The organism is Tenacibaculum sp. MAR_2009_124, from assembly GCF_900105455.1.
Lineage (GTDB): Bacteria > Bacteroidota > Bacteroidia > Flavobacteriales > Flavobacteriaceae > Polaribacter.
In genome coordinates this window covers 604,775-622,942 of record NZ_FNSF01000005.1, presented here as the reverse complement: position 1 = coordinate 622,942, position 18,168 = coordinate 604,775, and the positions used below count along the sequence as shown (strand labels likewise).

Sequence of the window (18,168 nt, the reverse complement as noted above, 5' to 3'; positions counted from 1 at the left end):
TAAATGGATTTTTATACTTTTAAAAACGCTTTTTTTGTAGGTGTCTTTATGGCTTTCATGATAGGGCCAGTGTTTTTTATGCTTTTAAAAACAAGTATCCTTAAAGGTGCCAGAGCAGCAATAGTTTTTGATATTGGCGTTATTTTGGGCGATGTAAGTTTTATAATGATCGCCTATTATGGCAGTAGAAATCTATTAGAAAAAATAAAGGATGACCCTCGATTATTTTTAATTGGGGGGCTTATTCTTATCGTGTATGGTATAATAACATATTTAGATAAGAGTAATAAAAAAGAAGTTGATCACGATCAAGTTGAGGTTCCCAAGGCGAATAATTACTTCAAATTATTTTTAAACGGGTTTTTACTAAACTTTATCAATATTGGTGTGTTAGCGGGATGGCTTGGTATTATGGTAGTTGTTGGACCTACGTTAAATATGAATCCTGTTTCTATTTTTTGGTATTTCGTAATCGTAATTTTTGGATATGCTTTTGCCGATTTGATGAAAATTCTCCTAGCAAAAAAATTAAAGAGTAAATTAACTCCACTAGTTATCTATAGAATAAAAAGAGGTATGGGAGTTTTATTGATTGTTTTTGGTGCATTTTTCATGTTAAAAGGATTTATTCCGAAAGAAAAAATGGATACTATTATAGATAAAGTTCAGATAGAAAACTTTAACAAATAACTCTAAAATTTTAACACTTTAAGTGGTTTTTAAATCTTCTTAAGAAGTAGTTTTGGGTCCTCAAACCCCTTAAGATTACTACATTGAAAACCAATTTTTTACTACTAAATTTGCTGCTATATTTAAACATAGTGGCAGGACAATCTAACAGTATTGTAAACGTTCCTGATACAAGTTTTAAGAACTATTTAATCGGAAACGAAGCAATAAATACGAACAATGATAACGAAATTCAAGTTTCAGAAGCAAATGCATTTTCTGGAAAAATTAATTGTCATAGTTTAGGTATTCAGGATTTAAAAGGTATTGAAGCTTTTATAAACTTGAAAGAATTAGACTGTTCAAAAAACTCATTAACATCTTTGGATGTATCGCAAAACACCAAGCTAACATGGTTAAGGTGTGGAAGAAACAATTTGACGAGCTTAGACGTTACTAATAATTTAGAATTAAGGTCTTTATCATGTAACAGAACGAGCATTAGTTCTATTGATGTAACTCGAAATACCAAATTAAATTATTTGATGATATACGATAACGACTTATCGTCTATCGATGTAACGAATAATGTTATGCTTAATCACCTATGGATTCGACAAAATAAATTGACGAACTTAGATTTGAGTAAGAATTTGGAGCTAAGAATTTTGTCTTGTTCTTCTAACAGATTGCGAAGCTTAGATATTTCTCATAATACCAATCTTATAACACTTGCCTGCGGTCAAAATGAACTAGATTTAATTAATACCTTAAATAACCGCAACCTTTCTGTTTTTTCTTGTGGAAACAATGCTATAAGTGAGTTAGATTTAAGTAATAATACAGCTTTAAAGGTGTTGTATTGTGCCAGAACTAAAGTACGTGATTTAGATTTATCGGCGAATATAAACTTAGAGCGACTAACCTGTCATGGAACGGAGTTACATTCTCTAAACTTAAAGAATGGTAATAATATTAAATTAACACAATTGAGAGCATATAACAATCCGAATTTAACTTGTATTCAAGTAGGTAATTTGGGATTAGTAAACAATCGTTCTGACTGGAATGTCGACGATTCGGTTACTTTTAATGTGCAATGTGCAACGGCTTCTGTGTATGATTTATCATTTAGCAATGATATTCAAATAACTCCTAACCCGGTAAAAGATCTACTATCAATTGAAGTGGAAGATTATTCAACTTTTGAGAGTTGTGCAATCTTTAATATTACTGGGCAAGAAATTCTTAATACAAAGGATATGTTAATTGATATGTCTCATATATCGGAAGGTGTTTATATTGTGAAAATTACTGGTACTGACAAAAAAGTAGCTGTCAAAAAAATATTTAAGAGCTAACTTGTTAGTTTAATTTAAGTAAGCCTCTGAAATATCAGGGGCTTTTTTTATGCCTAAATTTAGGGTTAAAAACATTAACAGTTAAAATTGAAATTTTAACGTAATGATAGGAATTGTTCGGTTCGGATAAGGATATTTTTACCAAAATTAGAATAATCAAAAGAAGAATTGTGAAAACTAAAAAACTACTATTTACCCTCCCCCTTTTCCTCTTCACTTTAACCACAATAGCCAATGAAATAGTTGATATTTCTAAAACTAGAATCAAAGAAATAGTATTGGGTTCAATAGGCATGCATCCGAATGATAATGATCGAGTGCGAGTTTCTGAGATGACTTTCTTAAACGAAGTACATCGACATCGGTGAGAGAGTTGTATTTATTGAAAACTAAAGAAAAAAACTAACAAGCAACTATTAAAAAAGCAATTTAAAATTATACCAGTAATTTCAATTGGTATATGATATTAGGTCGTCTTAAGCCTACTGTGAACTCCGTTTTATTAGAAAAAAAGATAGTAAAGTTTTCCCTTTACTAAATATCTGCGCACTTATTGAATGAAAATCAACCTATTATTTAACATATATTAATTTAAATTTATTGTGAAAAACATTAAACTACTCACTATTTTAATTTCCCTATTCTCAATCTCTTTTTTACATGCGAATGAAATTGTAAACATCCCAGATCAAAAGTTTAAAGAGTATTTGGTCAATAATACAGCTATTAACACCAATGGTGATAATGAAATTCAAGTATCAGAAGCGAATACCTTTAGAGGTGGTATTGAGTGTGTAAGTTCTATGATCAATTCTTTAGAGGGGATTGAAGCTTTTATAAACATAACCAAACTTAATTGTTCAAATAACGAATTAGGAAATTTAGATTTGTCATCTAACACGAAATTGACTCACTTAGATTTTACGGGAAATAGAAGTTTATTAAATGTGAGTTTGGTAAATAACACTCTACTACAAAATTTAACATTTGGAAATAATGATGCATTAGTGAATTTAGATGTTACAAAATGTTTAAGACTTGGGAAGATTATCGCAAACGGATGTGGTTTGACGAATCTAGATTTAGGATTGAACGTTGATTTACGAAAGATAACTTTTACAGGAGTTCATTTAGAAGAATTAAATATACCTGATAATAGTAAGCTTGAAGAATTAAGTTTGAATGAGACAAAGCTTACAGGGATTAATTTTAAAAACAATATTCGTTTAAGGAAAATCGAATTGTTTAGAAATACGTTGCTTGCAAATATAAATGTTTCGTCTTGTCCAAATTTACTCGAAATTCACGCTACTGAAGGAGGACTTATGAATTTAGATGTACGTCAAAATTTAAAATTAGAAAAAGTTTTTTGTTCTGATAATAAATTAGAAAATGTACGATTACCAGTTAATTCATACCGATTAAGAACTTTAGAGTTGAATAAAAATAAACTTCAAGATATTAATATTTCTGGTATATCACATCTGCGTAACTTAATAATAAATAATAATAATCTTGTAGCTCTAATTACAACAAATAATCGGTACTTAACTATTCTAGATTGTGAGCTAAATAATATCCAGGAGTTAAATTTGTTAACTAATCCGCTTTTGAAAACTTTAAATGCGAATAGTAATGAGATCAAAAAAGTTACTTTTCCTGCAACAGTAGTGTTGGAAAATGTTAGTTTTCAGAATAATCAACTGACAGAGATAGATTTATCAGGAAGTCCGTTATTGTCCGTTTTAAATGTTGACAAAAATATGTTAGAGGAACTTGATTTGTCTTCAAATACAAAACTAACAAATGTTTCTTGTAAAGAAAATAAACTAACGAGCTTAAATATTAAAAATGGGAAAAATACAGATATAACAAATTTTAGTTCTTTATTAAATCCTGATTTGACTTGTATTCAAGTTGATAATGCAGAACAATCTGGACTTAATGCAACATGGGAGAAAGATGATTTAGCAACCTATAGAGAGTCTTGTCAGGTAGATCCGATAGTAGATATTCCCGATGCGAATTTTAAAACATATTTACTTGGCGTATCTGCCATTAACACCAATGCTGATAGCGAGATTCAAGTGTCGGAAGCGAATGCATATACTGGAAATATTTTATGTGGTAATAAAAGTATTACTTCTCTTAAAGGAATAGAAGCCTTTGTTAATATAGTAAAATTAGATTGTTCAAAGAATGATTTGACAACTCTTGATGTATCTACAAATACTAAGTTAACTCATATTGATTTTACGAGAAACTTACGTTTATCTAGTGTGAATTTAATTAATAATACGAATCTAGTGGATTTAACCTTCGGTGAAAACAATGCACTAACGAATTTGGATCTATCAAAATGTTTAGAATTAGAAATAATTTCGGCAACTGGATCTGGCATAACAAGTTTGGATTTAAGTGCTAATGTTAACTTGTCGAAAGTTAGTTTTACAGGGACTCATCTCGAGGAAGTTCAAATTCCTAATAATAGTAAATTAGAAGAACTAGAGTTTTCTCAAACAAAACTTACAACAATTGATTTTAAGCGTAATATTCGTTTAATAAAAATTGATTTGTTAGATAATCTTTCTTTAAGCAGCATTGATGTTTCTGCTTCTACGTACTTGAGAGAGCTTTCGGCCGTTCGATGTGTGCTTACAAGTTTAGATATTAGCAATAATTTAAGATTAGAGAAAGCTATATGCTCGAATAATAAAATTGATAATGTATTGCTGCCAGATTATTCAGTTCAACTAAAGACATTAGACTTGAGCGATAATGAGCTAGCAAATATTAACACTAGAGGTGTTGTAAACTTAAGAAGTCTAAATGTAAGTGACAACAATTTTACTGTATTAAACACAGCTGATAATAGGTTATTGAAAAGCTTGTTTTGCATTGGAAATAATATTGAAGAACTTGATTTATCAAGCAATTTGTATTTGACAGATTTGTGGGCTGGAAATAATAAAATCAATAAAGTAAACTTGAACAGAGCTATTCGTTTAACTGATCTTTATTTACAAGATAATCTCTTGACAGAGATTGATCTATCAGAAAATATATCATTATCTATCATCAATGTTAACAATAACAAGTTGGAGACACTTGATTTATCTGGAAATACTAGGCTGACTAGTGTTTTATGTGAAAACAATAAGCTGAAAAGGTTAAATATTAAAAATAGGAAAAACCAAGATATCACAAGGTTTACCTCATTAAATAACCCTGATTTAAGTTGTATTCAAGTTGATGATGTTCAACAATCAACTGGAAGTGATGCTTGGGAGAAGGATGCAACTGCTATTTTTAGTGAATCTTGTCAAACAGCTTCGGTAGAGGAAGATTACTTTAAAAATGAAATTACCGTATCACCAAACCCGGTGAGAGAAGTATTCGTTATTTCTTTAAAAAATCAAAGTGATTTTAAAAGCTGTTCTGTTTATAGTGTTCTTGGGAATAAGTTACTGAGTACCACAAATGCATCTATTAACATGTCAGGATACTCAAAAGGGGTGTATCTTTTAAAAATTATTGGAGCCAACGGAAAAACTGCTGTAAGAAGAATAATTAAGGAATAAGAACAAATTTCTTAAACACCTAAAATTAATTGAGCTATTAAAAAGTAAATTAAAATTCCAAAAATATCATTACTAGTAGTAATAAAAGGCCCTGTTGCAATAGCAGGGTCTATTCCTCTTTTATCAAGAAATAATGGAATAAAAGTACCTATTAAGCCCGCTACGACAATAACAATGATTAACGATGTAGAAATAGCTAAAGCTTTCATGAAATCTTTCTCATAAGCAAAAACGAAGAGAAATAGAAAAATAGCCAAAACAATACCATTAAGCAAGGCCAAAAGCATTTCTTTAACGAGTCTGTTTTTAATACTTCCTTTCACATCGTCATTGGCAAGCCCCTGAACAATAATAGCTGATGACTGTACACCAACATTTCCTGCCATAGCGGCAATTAAAGGCGTGAAGAAGAATAAAAAAGCATGTTCTTTAAATGTATGTTCAAATTCACCCATTATTAAAAAAGCTCCAATTCCTCCTATCAAACCTAAAAACAACCAAGGAAGTCGTGCCTTTGTTAGTTGAATAATAGAATCACTAGCCTCTACGTCTTGAGTAATACCTGCCGCTAATTGATAATCTTTGTCGGCTTCTTCTTTAATAACATCAACAATATCATCAATAGTAATTCTTCCAACTAAAACACCTAACTCATCAACAACAGGAATTGCCTCTAAATCATATTTTCTCATCACATTGGCTACATCTTCGGCTCTATCGTGAACATTTACAAAATCGACCTTTGGGATATAAACATCGGCAATTTTCGATCGAGTAGAGGCCATCAGTAAATCTTTTAATGATAACCTACCTTTTAGTTTACCATCATTATCAACTACATAGATAGAGTGTACTCGGGTAACTTCTTCGGCCTGCTGACGCATTTCTTTAACACAAGTAAGTACATTCCAGTTTTCGTTTACTTTAACAAGTTCTTTGGCCATTAAACCACCTGCGGTATCTTCATGATAGCGTAATAACTCGACAATTTCTTTCGCGTGCTCTTTATCTTCTATATTCTGTATTACTTCCTGTTTTCTTTCTTCTGGAAGCTCAGCAATAACATCGGCAGCATCATCAGTGTCAAGTTCTTCAATCTCTTCAGCAATTTCTTTAGAAGAAAGTCTCTCGAATATTTTTTCTCGTACATCTTCGTCTACGTCCATAAGAACGTCGGCGGTAGTTTCAGAGTCTAATAAACGAATAATATAGATTGCATCCTCAAATGAAAGCTCATCTAAAACTTCAGCAATATCAGCATGATGCGTTTCTGCAAAAAAGTCGTTCAGAGCAGCGTCTTTTTTGTTTAGAATTAAACCTTCTACACTTTCAATAAGTTCTTTAGTGATTTTCAGTGCCATTGTTTGCTATTTTAGATGTTAAATCAACAAAATCCTGTACTGATAATTGTTCAGGACGCATAGCAAATATAGGGTCTTCTTTTAAAGTGACCGAAAGATTAAATGATTTTAAACTCGAACGAAGCATTTTTCTTCGTTGGTTAAATGCTGTTTTTACAACTCTGAAAAATAAAGTTTCATCAACCGGAAGTGTATAGTTCTCTTTTCGAATGAGTCTGATAACTCCCGAATCAACTTTTGGAGGCGGATTGAAAACAGTGGGTGGTACTGTAAATAAATATTCTACATCAAAAAAAGCTTGAGTAAGCACCGATAATATTCCGTAGGTTTTACTTCCTTTTTTCTCAGCAATTCGTTGTGCCACTTCTTTTTGAAACATTCCTGAAAACTCAGGAACGAATTCACGTTTTTCAATGGCTTTAAATACGATTTGAGAAGAAATGTTATAAGGGAAGTTACCAATAATGGCTACTTGTTTACCTGAAAAGGTAGCTTGTAAGTCTTGTTTTAAAAAATCACCTTCAATAATGGTAAACTTTTCAGCGGAGGTGTTTAGCTTAATATGTTCTAAAGGAAATGTTTCTTGCAAATACGTAACCGATTCTGAATCTAATTCCATAACAGTTACCTTTGGCTTTTTTTCCAGAAGATACTTGGTAAGAACTCCCATTCCTGGACCTATTTCTAAAACATTGTCATAGCCATTTTCTGTTAAAGAATCAGCTATTTTCCTTGCTATATTTTCATCGGTTAAAAAATGTTGTCCTAGATGTTTTTTTGCTCTTACACTCATTGCTATCAGTTCCTATTTAAAAGGTGTTTTGTATCCCTTTAGTTATTGTTTGCGACCGGATAAAACTCCTTAATAACTTTCAGTTCTGTTCTAAAAGCAAGCACTTTATCCGCAAATTTTTTCAGACCATCACTTCTTAATTTCTCGGCACTAAACTTATAATAGTTGTCTAAATCTTCTCGGTTTTTAGCACTGTATTGAATAGAATACGTAGTTCCTCCCATTTCTTCTTCAACTAAAACCTGAGTCATTCTTGCACTCAAAAAGTGACCCGTTGCTAAAACTTCAGGAATATGTTTTTCAATCCAAACTAACCATTCATCGTGAATGCTATCATCTACGTTTAAAGTAACGTTGTATATGTACATATTTAAATATGGTGAAAATGCAAAGATAAAGAGTACATTGGTACAAGAAATAATCTAAGCATGAGTTAATTAAATGTCGTCGCCTCTTAATTTTCTATACTTTCTTCTTGAGTCTACTAAATAGATGCTCGAAGCGTGGTCAAAAATAATCTTTTGGTAGTATTCTGAGGCCTTTTTCGGATTATTTAATTTTGTGTTGTATAGTTCTGCTAAAGCATACAAACTATTATCAATTAAAACTCCTTCTGGGTTTAACAATAGAACTTTTTCAAAGTTAGAAATTGCCTCAGTAAAATTCTCTTTTTTTACATAAAGTTCAGCCTGCTTGAATAAAGCCTCATCTTCTATTGGTTGATTTTTGAAGTTTGAAATGACTTCAGATAAAATAGCAATAGCGGCATCATTTTTATTTTGATAGGCAAGTAAATCCGCTTTGGCATATTCTTTTAATCCCGAAGGAATACTATCAGAAGGTTGGTTGTCAGAAATAGTTAAAAATAGCTCGGTAGCATCATTTGCAATGAGTTGGGTTGCCGATCCTTTTAATATTTTAAGTTGTGCTTTCGCCCATGTGAAATCGCTATTAAAATAAGATGTTTGCGCTACTTTAAAGCGGGCTTCTTGCGCTAATTCATGATTTTTAAACTTTGTTTGAACCTGAGAAAAATAAATTAAAGCCTTGTTAAACTTTCTGGTAAATACAAGAACCTCACCTAATTTTAGTTTAACAGAGGCCTTGGCAAATTTTGAACCTGCCAATTTTAGTGCTTTTTCCAACACCAAAATGGCTTTCTCTGGGTTACTGCGCTGAAAAGTTAAAAAATCGGCGTAAGCTAGTTGTATGTATATCGTTTTTCTATTGGTTCCAAATTGTTCAAAAACTTCTCTAAACTTGGCATCCAAATTCTGTTCTTTATTAGCAATATCAATAATTAGGTTCATGTAAATGGCATGAAACTTATCGCTTTCATAATTTGTTTTTTCAATAACTAAGTTGAAACAGTCTTTGGCTGTCTCATAATCTAAATTGTCATAAGCAATTTTTCCTAGTTCTTTTACACTTGACAAATGATCGGCATTACGGGCTAGTAAAGCTTTATATTGAATAAGTGCTTTTTGATATTGTTTTTGTTTAATAAAAAGCCATGCAAGTAAGTTGTTCCATATGTTCTTTGGTTTGCTAATTGATTTTTTTAACAATGCTCTCTTGAATAAAATGTTGTTTTCGTTTTCAGGTTCTTCAGTAATATATCGGTTTGCATAACGTTTTACATTGTTGACAAAGTTTTCGTTTTTATCAACCAAATCGACATACGATTCAAACATTTTTTCAAAATCACCCTTTTCACCATAAATTTGAGCTAGTTGAAATCCAAAATTGGCTTTAGGGTTTTGTTCCATAACCCCAGTATAGGCTTCAATAGCATAATCTAGCTTGTTATACTCTTTAAAAAGATTGGCAGTTACACTGCCATAACCACGGTTGCTTTTTATTGTTTCTAATGCCTTTTTATAGTATTCATCAGCCTTTTCAGAAAGCTGCTGCCTTTCAAAATTATGTCCTAATACAACTAGCAAAAAAGTTTGCTTTGGAAATCGTTTTATTTTTTCAGTAACAAGGTTTTCAACTAAAGAAAATTGATTGGTTTCTTGATAGCAAGTAACTAATCGCTTTAAATAGGTGGTATTGTATGGGCTTTTTTTGTACAATCCTTTATAAAGCTGAATGGCTTTTTTAAATTCATTATTTCTGAAATAATTTTCAGCAATGATAAAATTGTTCTTTTGAGCAAAAGAAAAAGAACAAAGAAAAAACAAAAAGAGAAAGGCTATATTTTTTTTCATTAAAATGGTACTAATGAATTTTATGGAACACCAGTAACACAAAAATCTTAAAAAAAGACCTATTATCAAAGGGTTACTTCCTTTTTAAATATTTTATAACAAAATTCAGTATGAAAAGTTGGAATGGTATTGGTACTTGTTATTTTTTAAAAATATTTTTTGGCATGAACTTTGTTTTCTATTTAACACAACTAAATCATACACAAATGAAAACTTTATCAAGACAATACGAATCGGCAAAAGAAAGAGCAAATGAATTTATGAGAAAAGGACAAATACCTCAGTATTTTGATGCTCTTTTAGAAATGAATAGATATAAGAAGTTAATGGTTGCAGTAATTGCAAACTGAAAAGGTAAGTTTCTACAGAAACTTACCTTTTGTTTTTTTATATCTTCTTTATTGAATTAATCGATAATATCGAAACCACAATAAGGAACTAACACTTCAGGAATTTTTATACCATCTTCCGTTTGATAATTTTCGAGTATTCCTGCTAACACTCTTGGCAATGCTAATGAACTACCATTTAAAGTGTGTGCGAATTGACTCTTTCCTTCTTTGTTTTTAAAACGTAATTTTAATCTATTAGCCTGATATGTTTCAAAATTTGAAGCAGAGCTAATTTCTAACCAGCGTTCTTGTGCTGTTGAATATAATTCAAAATCGAATGTTAGTGCTGAGGTAAAACCAGTATCTCCGCCACACAAACGTAAAATTCTGTAGGGTAATTTTAATTCCCTCAAAATATCCTTAATATGCTCAACCATTCCATCTAAAGCATTATACGAATTATCAGGATGTTCTACTCTTACTATTTCAACTTTATCAAATTGGTGTAACCTATTTAAACCTCTTACATGTGCTCCATAGCTGCCCGCTTCTCTTCTAAAACAAGGTGTATGCCCAGTAAAAGCCTTTGGTAAATCAGCCTCTTTTAATAAATTACCTCTGAACATATTTGTTATTGGAACTTCAGCCGTAGGAATTAGATATAAATCATCAACAGTAACATGATACATTTGTCCTTCCTTATCTGGCAATTGACCAGTTCCATATCCTGAAGCTTCATTAATCAAATGAGGTACTTGAACTTCTGTGTAGCCAGCATCTGTGTTTTTATCTAAAAAATATGAAATTAAAGCACGTTGTAATCTCGCTCCTTTTCCTTTATAAATCGGAAAACCTGCCCCGGTTACTTTGGCTCCTAAATCAAAATCGATAATGTCATACTTCTTTGCAAGCTCCCAGTGAGGTAATGCCGCTTTTCCAAGATCAGGAATCGTTCCTTCTTTGTAAATTTCTTCATTATCTTCTTCATTTTTTCCTGCAACTACAGAAGCATGAGGTACATTTGGAATCTGATATAATAAATTTTGAAGCTCGTCTGAAGCAGCACTTAACTTTTCTGTAAGCTCTTTTGACTCCTGCTTTAGCTGCCCCGTTTTTTCCTTGATTAAATTCGCTTTTTGAACTTCTCCAGATTTGAAAAGGGCGCCTATTTCCTTGGACAGTTTATTAGATTCGGCCAATACATTGTCTAATAAAACCTGTGTTGATCTTCTGGTTTCATCTGTATTTAAAACGTGATCAATAATTGTTTCAGCATCTGCAAAATTACGTTTTGCAAGCCCTTCTAAAACAGTTTGTTTGTTTTCTCTAATAAACTGAATTTGTAACATCTTTTATTTTTTTAAGAAGAGCAAAGATAACGGAAGTAATAGATTTAAGCAATGGCTTGATACGACTAAATTTCTTCCATCATCATGAAGAAGTCAGATAGGGTGATATTAAAGTATTCACATATCTTGTGTAGCGTAGAAATAGTAATATTTGTTTTGCCTTGTTCTATTCTCGCTAAATGAATCCCAGTGTCAATATAAAATTCACTCAAAGTTACATTGTACTCATCTCGTAGAATTTTAACGCAAAGGGCAATCTTTTTTAAAGTTATCTCCTCTTTTGACAGTATCATTCTTTTTTTTGATACAAATTCTTAAAAACATATGAATTACATAATGACAAATGTGTCATTATAAAGACTTTAAAACGATTAACTTTGTTTGATAGTTACGTCAAAAGCTAATTCAAGAGGTTTAAGAATAAAGGGGGATTTATTTAATAATTTAATTAATTAGAAGTTGGCGTAACTTTTTAAAAATTCGCCTGCATTTCTTTTGTCTTTTTCTAATTGTTCTTTTAGTTCATTTACCGAGTTAAACTTTTGTTCATCTCTTAAAAAGTAAAGTAATTCAACTGTAATTTGTTGATGATAAATATTAGCGTCGAAATCAAAAAAATGTACTTCAATAGTTCTATTATTTCCGTTAACTGTAGGTCTAACTCCAATATTCATCATTCCAAAAATTAATTGGCTATTTACAGTAGACTTCACAACATATGCTCCAGTTTTTGGAATTAGTTTGTAGTCTTCTTCAATATGAATGTTTGCTGTTGGAAAACCTATTTTTTGTCCTAACTGTTCTCCAGATACAATTTTACCCGATAAGCTGAAATTATAGCCTAAATAATTATTAGCTACCTTTAATTGACCATCCAAAAGAGCGTTTCTTATCTTTGTTGAACTAACTGAAACATCATCAATGTCCTGAGCAGGAATTTCTTCAACATTGAAGTCATATAAATGTGAATACTCGGTTAACTGCTCTATATTTCCTTCTCTGTTTTTTCCAAAATGATGATCATACCCTATAATTAACTTATCAATGTTCAATTTGTTTACAAGAACATCTCTTACAAAATCCAAGGCCGTAAGACGAGAAAACTCTCTGTCAAACGGATGAATGATGAGGTAATCTAAACCTAAGCTTTCTAATTGTTGAGTCCTTTCCTGAATCGTGTTAATTAGTTGAATAGTAACATCTTGTTGAAGTACCATTCTCGGATGAGGAAAGAAAGTAAGAACAACAGATTTCTTATTACTCAATTTGGCATCCTCAATTAATTTCTTAATAATTTTCTGATGACCAATATGAACTCCATCAAAAGTCCCAATGGTAACATATGTTTTTTGAGAGGGGTTAAAATCAAAAATAGAATGGGTTACTTCCAATTTACAATATAAATTTTTACAAATGTACAATTTGTAAAACACATTTTGAAAATGTATTTTCATTTAAGCCAAATTATCCTTTAGAACTTCGTTATGAGAATTGAAAGCACAATAAAATCTAACATTTTCTTGCTTCTGAATAGGACCATTATGGTTAAAGTGAAAAATGCATGTTTGATCAAATTTTAAATCGTCTCGTTGAGATTACGAATTTGTCATTGAGTTAAAGGAGTTTAATGAAGTTATGTTAAAATTTATACGAGGCACTAAGAAAATATAGAGGTTTTAATAAAATTTAACACAAATAATTAGAAAATCAAAAAAAATCGTATTTTGCGTTTAGTTAACAAATTATTTTACACAATTATGATGAATAGATTATTACTAGTTGCATTTGCACTATGCAGTAGTTTGATGTTTTCGCAAACAACAATTACTGGTACTGTGAGTGACGCAACACTGGGAGGTCCTCTTCCAGGAGCTAATATCAAAGTTTCAAGAAAAGCTGTAGGGACAACTACAGATTTTGATGGAAAATTTATATTAACTGTTACAGACACCCCTCCTTTTACAATTGAAGTCTCTTTAATTGGTTATCAAACGAAATCGGTTGAGATAACGAAAAACAATCAAGCAGTTGAAGTGAGCTTATCAGAAAATGCAACTTCTTTAGACGAAGTAGTAGTTTCTGCTTCAAGAACTCCTGAACGTATTATGGAATCTCCAGTTACTATCGAAAGATTTGATTCGAGAGCAATTAAAAATACGGCTTCTGCTTCATATTATGACGCTATCGAAAATTTGAAAGGCGTCGACATTAATTCCGGAGGGTTAACATTTAAATCTGTGAATACTAGAGGGTTTGCTACTTTTGGAAATGAAAGATTTATCCAGCTAGTTGATGGAATGGATAACGCTTCACCAGCTCTTAATTTCGCAGTAGGGAACCTATTAGGAATGTCGGAACTGGATGTTCAAAGTGTTGAAGTTTTGCCAGGTGCGGCATCAGCTCTTTATGGAGCAAATGCGTTTAATGGTATTATGTTAATGCGTAGTAAAAGTCCATTTGATGATCAAGGCATCAGTGTTGGTTTCAAAACAGGTATAACAAGTCAAGAAGCAGCAGGTGATAACGGTTTTTACGATGTAGGTATAAGATTAGCTCATGTGTTTGACGATAAATTTGCAGCGAAGGTTAGTTTTAATCATTTCACTGGTGAAGAGTGGCATGCAACTGATTATAGAAATACAAATGGAGTTGGTAGAACTTATAAGCCTGGATTTAGAGAAATTGGAAATCTGAACTCAGACATAGTTTATGATGGGGTGAATGTTTATGGTGATGAAGTTGCGACTAATATTAGAGACGCTTCAGGTGGGCTTGGTTTTGTTCCAGATCAAAGAGTTAGTAGAACTGGGTATAATGAGAATGATTTAATTGATTATAGTGCTAAAAGTATAAAGTTTAATGGAGCACTACATTACAGACCTTTAGGTAATGACCGCTTAGAATTTATTTGGAACTCGAAGTTTGGAACAGGTAACACTATTTATCAAGGACTGAATAGATATAGCCTTAGAAACTTTTTTATGGAGCAACATAAATTGGAAGTTAGAGGAAAGAACTTTTTTGTTAGAGGATATTATGCAGGAGAAGATGCAGGAGATTCATACGATACTCGTTTTGCTGCTATTAATGTCAATAATAGATGGAAGTCTAATACAGATTGGTTTGGGCAATATATTGGTACTATCGCTGGAATAAGCCTCGCTGGAAATCCTCAAAATTTATCTCTAGATCAAATTCATCAAGAAGCTAGAAATGTTGCTGACAATGGAAGGGCTTTACCTGGTTCTGCAGAGTTTAACAGGTATTTCAATGAAGTTATAGCCGACCCAGATGTTACAACAGGTGCTAGGTTAAAGGATAATACAAATTACTATCATGCAGATGCAAATTTAAACTTAAGAGATTATATCGATTGGGCAGAGGTTCAATTTGGTGGTTCATTTCGTCAATATAATTTAAACTCTTCTGGAACGATTTATACTGATTCTGATGGGCCAATTAGTTTTAATGAATTTGGTTTATACACCCAAATTCAAAAGAAAATGATGGACGATCGTTTGAAATTTACAGGTTCAATTCGTTATGATAAGTCTCAAAATTTTGAAGGAAACTTCTCACCTCGTGTTTCTTTAGCTTATGCAGCAGGTGAAACAAAGGATCATAACTTCAGAGTTTCTTTTCAAACAGGGTTTAGAAACCCGACAACACAAGATCAGTATATTGGATTAGATACTGGAGCTAGTTTTTTAATTGGTACAGCGGCTGATAATTTAGATAGATTTACGAAAACTGTAAATGGATTTGAAGTCACAGCAAGACATGCTATTGAAAGAGGTTATTCGGCTAATTCAGTGGAAACTGGTAGTCCTGAAATGGTCAATACCAGTCTTGTTAGTCCTGAACAGGTGACTGCTTTCGAAGTTGGATATCGTAGCGCCATTCCAACAGGAAAGAATAAATTGTCAATAGATTTGAGTGCTTACTATAACATGTATGATAATTTTATTGCAACAAAAGATGTTTTGGTTTTACTTGACCCTAGTGGTGTTGATCAAAATGATAGTGCAGCTTTACTTGGAGCTTTGAGGAATCAGTCTGCTTTATTTAGTGTAAAAACGAACTCTGTAGCTGAAGTTAGTTCTTACGGTGTTGGATTGGGGTTGTCTACTAAAGTATTCAATGGATTTAATGCAAGCTTAAATTATACTTGGTCGAAGTTTGATTTTGATCAAGCGTCTGATCCTGATTTTGAAGCTGGATTTAATACTCCAGAGCATAAGGTAAAGGCACAATTTGGACACCCGAATTTATTCGAAAACTTTGGTTTCAATATAAGCGCCCGTTGGCAAAATGATTTTTATTGGGAATCTACATTTCTTGAAGGTACTGTAGATGCAAGAACAGTATTAGATGCTCAGGTAAATTATAGTGTTCCATCAATAAAGTCAGTCTTTAAAGTTGGAGGAACAAATCTTACAGGACAAGAGTATTTAAGTGCTCCTGGAGTTGGAGCAATTGGTTCGCAGTATTTTGTTTCTTGGACTATTAATAACTAAAAACTTGATGATGATGAAAAAAAATATAGGATGGGTTTTAGGTTTAGCCGTTATGCTAACCGCCTGTGATGTAAATAACGAATTAGAAGAAATTACTGGACCAGTGGTGCCAGAAGTTGCTTTACAAGCGGGAAGTGCAGACTTTTCAAAATATATATCAGTTGGAGCTTCTTTTACAGCAGGTTTTACTGACGGAGCAATGTTTATAAAAGGGCAAGAAAATTCTTTTCCAAATATATTATCAGGAAAATTTTCTATGGCCAATGGCGGTACGTTTAATCAACCTTTAATGTCTGATAATATTGGAGGCTTAGTTAGCGGTACAACGGTTGTACAAGAGCCTAGATTTTATTTTAATGGAGCAGGTCCGGCTAGGTTAGATAAGACCCCAACAACGCAAGTAGGTGTTCCTGCAACAGGAGCTCCTGATTTTCATAATTATGGTGTTCCTGGAGCAAAAAGTTTTCACTTCGTAGCTCCTGGATATGGTTCTTTAGCAGGTTTGGCAAATGGTACAGCAAATCCTTACTTTGTAAGAATGTCTCCGTCGCAACCAACAGTTGTAGCTGAGGCCGTTTCTAAACAACCAACATTTTTCACTTTATCTGAAATTGGAGGGAATGATGTATTGGGGTATGCAATTGCAGGTGGAGCAGGTGTAAATCAAACAGGAAACTTAGATCCAGCAACTTATGGACCAACGGATATTACAGATCCAAATGTTTTTGCACAAACATTCTCTGGTATTGTTGATGCATTAACAGCAGGAGGTGCAAAAGGTGTTGTAGCAACAGTACCTTATATAACTTCTTTATCTTATTTTACAACCGTACCTTATAATCCTGTTCCATTAGATGCAGCAACTGCGGGAGCGGTAAATCAAGGTTATGCGGCTTATAATGCAGGAATTCAGCAGGCATTTGCATTTTTAGTAGCTAATACACCAATGACGCAAGAAATGGCCGACGCTGAGATAGCAAAACGAACTATTACTTTTGCTGAAGGTGATAATGCTGTTGTTATTTTAGATGAAGCTTTAACTGATTTAACAGCAATTAATCCTGCACTAGTTAGTCTTAGACAAACAACAGCTGATGATTTATTAGTACTACCTGGTTCTGCTTTTATAGGAACCACTGTAGGAGGTAATCCACAGCTTATAAACGGCGTATCGGTTCCATTAACTGATCAATGGGTTTTAACTTCTGATGAAGTTGCTGAGATAAAAGTAGCAACAGATTCTTATAACAGTACAATTGTTTCTGTAGCAAATGCAAAAGGACTGGCTTTGGCTGACTTTAAAGCAATTTTAGAAGAGGCTTCGACAACGGGAATTGTGTTTGATGAATTTACAACGAATACAAGTTTAGTATTTGGTGGTTTAATAGGTTTAGATGGAATCCATTTAACAGCAAGAGGATATGCATTAATGGCAAATACCATTTTAAAAGCGATCGATACAACCTATGGATCAAACTTTGCTGATGCTACCAATGGATTAGCTAAAGCTGCAGATTATCCAACGAATTACTCTCCAACACTAGAATAACGTATTAAAATTTTATATAAAAAAGGTCGAAGATTAATCTTCGACCTTTTTGTTTTTATTAGAATCTAGTACATACTTTTTGTATTTACCATCTTTGTAGCGATGGTAAATGAAAACAGGCATTAATACAAATGCCATAAAAAAGACGCCTAAGCCCATTACAATTTCTGCTTTTGGATGTTCAATGTTTATTAAAATGGCTCCTGTAATCATCCAAAGTATAAAGATGACAAATAATATTTTTATTAACTTCATTGTGTTTTTGGATTATAAGAGGATAAAATTACTGTTTTAATTGAAAAGAACACCAGTTATGATTTGAAATTACCGCAAAAGAGAAAAGGGCGTTTTATTAAAGTAATTGCAATTTGTAAATGGTTTAAGAAGGCACTTTCAGAAAACAGTCTATTTTTTAAAATACATTGAAAATAGAGGATAAAATT

The 18,168-nt window shown here is 32.3% G+C and carries 14 protein-coding genes; 6 read left to right on the top strand and 8 right to left on the bottom strand.

Going from position 1 to position 18,168, the window contains the following annotated elements:
• Positions 1-3 precede the first annotated feature (3 nt).
• From BLW23_RS13380 to BLW23_RS13370, 3 genes are all read left to right on the top strand, one after another.
• Positions 4-690, top strand: coding sequence for a LysE family translocator (locus BLW23_RS13380; protein ID WP_093670649.1), 687 nt, complete (start codon positions 4-6; stop codon positions 688-690).
• Positions 691-821: 131 nt separating this feature from the next.
• The gene (locus tag BLW23_RS13375) at positions 822-2,030 is read left to right on the top strand and encodes a T9SS type A sorting domain-containing protein (protein WP_093670647.1); all 1,209 of its coding nucleotides are present in this window, start codon (positions 822-824) and stop codon (positions 2,028-2,030) included.
• Positions 2,031-2,632: 602 nt separating this feature from the next.
• The gene (locus BLW23_RS13370; RefSeq protein ID WP_093670645.1) at positions 2,633-5,611 is read left to right on the top strand and encodes a T9SS type A sorting domain-containing protein; all 2,979 of its coding nucleotides are present in this window, start codon (positions 2,633-2,635) and stop codon (positions 5,609-5,611) included.
• A gap of 11 nt (positions 5,612-5,622) precedes the next feature.
• Here BLW23_RS13370 and mgtE read toward each other — a convergent pair whose 3' ends face one another.
• The 4 genes from mgtE to BLW23_RS13350 all read right to left on the bottom strand — a co-directional run bounded on the left by mgtE (position 5,623) and on the right by BLW23_RS13350 (position 9,978).
• On the bottom strand, positions 5,623-6,972 hold the full coding sequence (gene mgtE / locus BLW23_RS13365) for a magnesium transporter (RefSeq protein WP_093670643.1): 1,350 nt from the start codon (positions 6,970-6,972) through the stop codon (positions 5,623-5,625).
• Positions 6,953-7,765 carry a 16S rRNA (adenine(1518)-N(6)/adenine(1519)-N(6))-dimethyltransferase RsmA gene (gene rsmA / locus BLW23_RS13360; protein WP_093670641.1) on the bottom strand — a complete coding sequence of 271 codons (813 nt, stop codon included), beginning with the start codon at positions 7,763-7,765 and terminating at the stop codon, positions 6,953-6,955. Before rsmA ends, mgtE begins: the two co-directional genes overlap by 20 nt.
• A 38-nt stretch (positions 7,766-7,803) precedes the next feature.
• Positions 7,804-8,133, bottom strand: coding sequence for a DUF4286 family protein (locus tag BLW23_RS13355; RefSeq protein WP_093670639.1), 330 nt, complete (start codon positions 8,131-8,133; stop codon positions 7,804-7,806).
• A 69-nt stretch (positions 8,134-8,202) separates the two neighbouring features.
• A complete protein-coding gene (locus BLW23_RS13350; protein WP_093670637.1) occupies positions 8,203-9,978 on the bottom strand; it encodes a tetratricopeptide repeat protein in 1,776 nt (591 codons plus the stop codon).
• A 206-nt stretch (positions 9,979-10,184) separates the two neighbouring features.
• Between BLW23_RS13350 and BLW23_RS23270 the strand changes: the two genes are divergently transcribed.
• The gene (locus BLW23_RS23270) at positions 10,185-10,328 is read left to right on the top strand and encodes a hypothetical protein (protein WP_176829827.1); all 144 of its coding nucleotides are present in this window, start codon (positions 10,185-10,187) and stop codon (positions 10,326-10,328) included.
• Positions 10,329-10,384: 56 nt separating this feature from the next.
• Here BLW23_RS23270 and serS read toward each other — a convergent pair whose 3' ends face one another.
• The 3 genes from serS to BLW23_RS13330 all read right to left on the bottom strand — a co-directional run bounded on the left by serS (position 10,385) and on the right by BLW23_RS13330 (position 13,050).
• Positions 10,385-11,659, bottom strand: coding sequence for a serine--tRNA ligase (gene serS, locus BLW23_RS13340; RefSeq protein ID WP_093670633.1), 1,275 nt, complete (start codon positions 11,657-11,659; stop codon positions 10,385-10,387).
• Positions 11,660-11,724: 65 nt separating this feature from the next.
• Positions 11,725-11,952 carry a helix-turn-helix domain-containing protein gene (locus BLW23_RS23915; protein ID WP_093670631.1) on the bottom strand — a complete coding sequence of 76 codons (228 nt, stop codon included), beginning with the start codon at positions 11,950-11,952 and terminating at the stop codon, positions 11,725-11,727.
• Between the two features lie 159 nt (positions 11,953-12,111).
• Complete coding sequence (locus BLW23_RS13330; protein WP_255362794.1) at positions 12,112-13,050, bottom strand: bifunctional riboflavin kinase/FAD synthetase; 939 nt, start codon at positions 13,048-13,050, stop codon at positions 12,112-12,114.
• 366 nt (positions 13,051-13,416) lie between these two features.
• Here BLW23_RS13330 and BLW23_RS13325 point away from each other — a divergent pair, with 366 nt between their 5' ends.
• Entirely contained in the window at positions 13,417-16,176 is a 2,760-nt protein-coding gene (locus BLW23_RS13325; protein ID WP_093670627.1) for a TonB-dependent receptor, read from the top strand.
• Between the two features lie 13 nt (positions 16,177-16,189).
• Positions 16,190-17,725, top strand: coding sequence for an SGNH/GDSL hydrolase family protein (locus BLW23_RS13320; RefSeq protein ID WP_093671808.1), 1,536 nt, complete (start codon positions 16,190-16,192; stop codon positions 17,723-17,725).
• Positions 17,726-17,758: 33 nt separating this feature from the next.
• On the opposite strand, the gene BLW23_RS13315 is transcribed toward BLW23_RS13320, so the two are convergent.
• A complete protein-coding gene (locus BLW23_RS13315; RefSeq protein ID WP_093670625.1) occupies positions 17,759-17,980 on the bottom strand; it encodes a hypothetical protein in 222 nt (73 codons plus the stop codon).
• Between the last annotated feature and the right edge of the window lie 188 nt (positions 17,981-18,168).

Excerpts from the sequence above, each read along its gene's own strand:
- BLW23_RS13315 (WP_093670625.1), bottom strand. The coding sequence starts at position 17,980 with ATGAAGTTAATAAAAATATTATTTGTCATCTTTATACTTTGGATGATT.
- BLW23_RS13325 (WP_093670627.1), top strand. The coding sequence starts at position 13,417 with ATGATGAATAGATTATTACTAGTTGCATTTGCACTATGCAGTAGTTTG.
- rsmA (WP_093670641.1), bottom strand. The coding sequence starts at position 7,765 with ATGAGTGTAAGAGCAAAAAAACATCTAGGACAACATTTTTTAACCGAT.
- mgtE (WP_093670643.1), bottom strand. The coding sequence starts at position 6,972 with ATGGCACTGAAAATCACTAAAGAACTTATTGAAAGTGTAGAAGGTTTA.
- BLW23_RS23270 (WP_176829827.1), top strand. The coding sequence starts at position 10,185 with ATGAAAACTTTATCAAGACAATACGAATCGGCAAAAGAAAGAGCAAAT.
- BLW23_RS13380 (WP_093670649.1), top strand. The coding sequence starts at position 4 with ATGGATTTTTATACTTTTAAAAACGCTTTTTTTGTAGGTGTCTTTATG.
- BLW23_RS13355 (WP_093670639.1), bottom strand. The coding sequence starts at position 8,133 with ATGTACATATACAACGTTACTTTAAACGTAGATGATAGCATTCACGAT.
- serS (WP_093670633.1), bottom strand. The coding sequence starts at position 11,659 with ATGTTACAAATTCAGTTTATTAGAGAAAACAAACAAACTGTTTTAGAA.
- BLW23_RS13320 (WP_093671808.1), top strand. The coding sequence starts at position 16,190 with ATGAAAAAAAATATAGGATGGGTTTTAGGTTTAGCCGTTATGCTAACC.
- BLW23_RS13350 (WP_093670637.1), bottom strand. The coding sequence starts at position 9,978 with ATGAAAAAAAATATAGCCTTTCTCTTTTTGTTTTTTCTTTGTTCTTTT.
- BLW23_RS23915 (WP_093670631.1), bottom strand. The coding sequence starts at position 11,952 with ATGATACTGTCAAAAGAGGAGATAACTTTAAAAAAGATTGCCCTTTGC.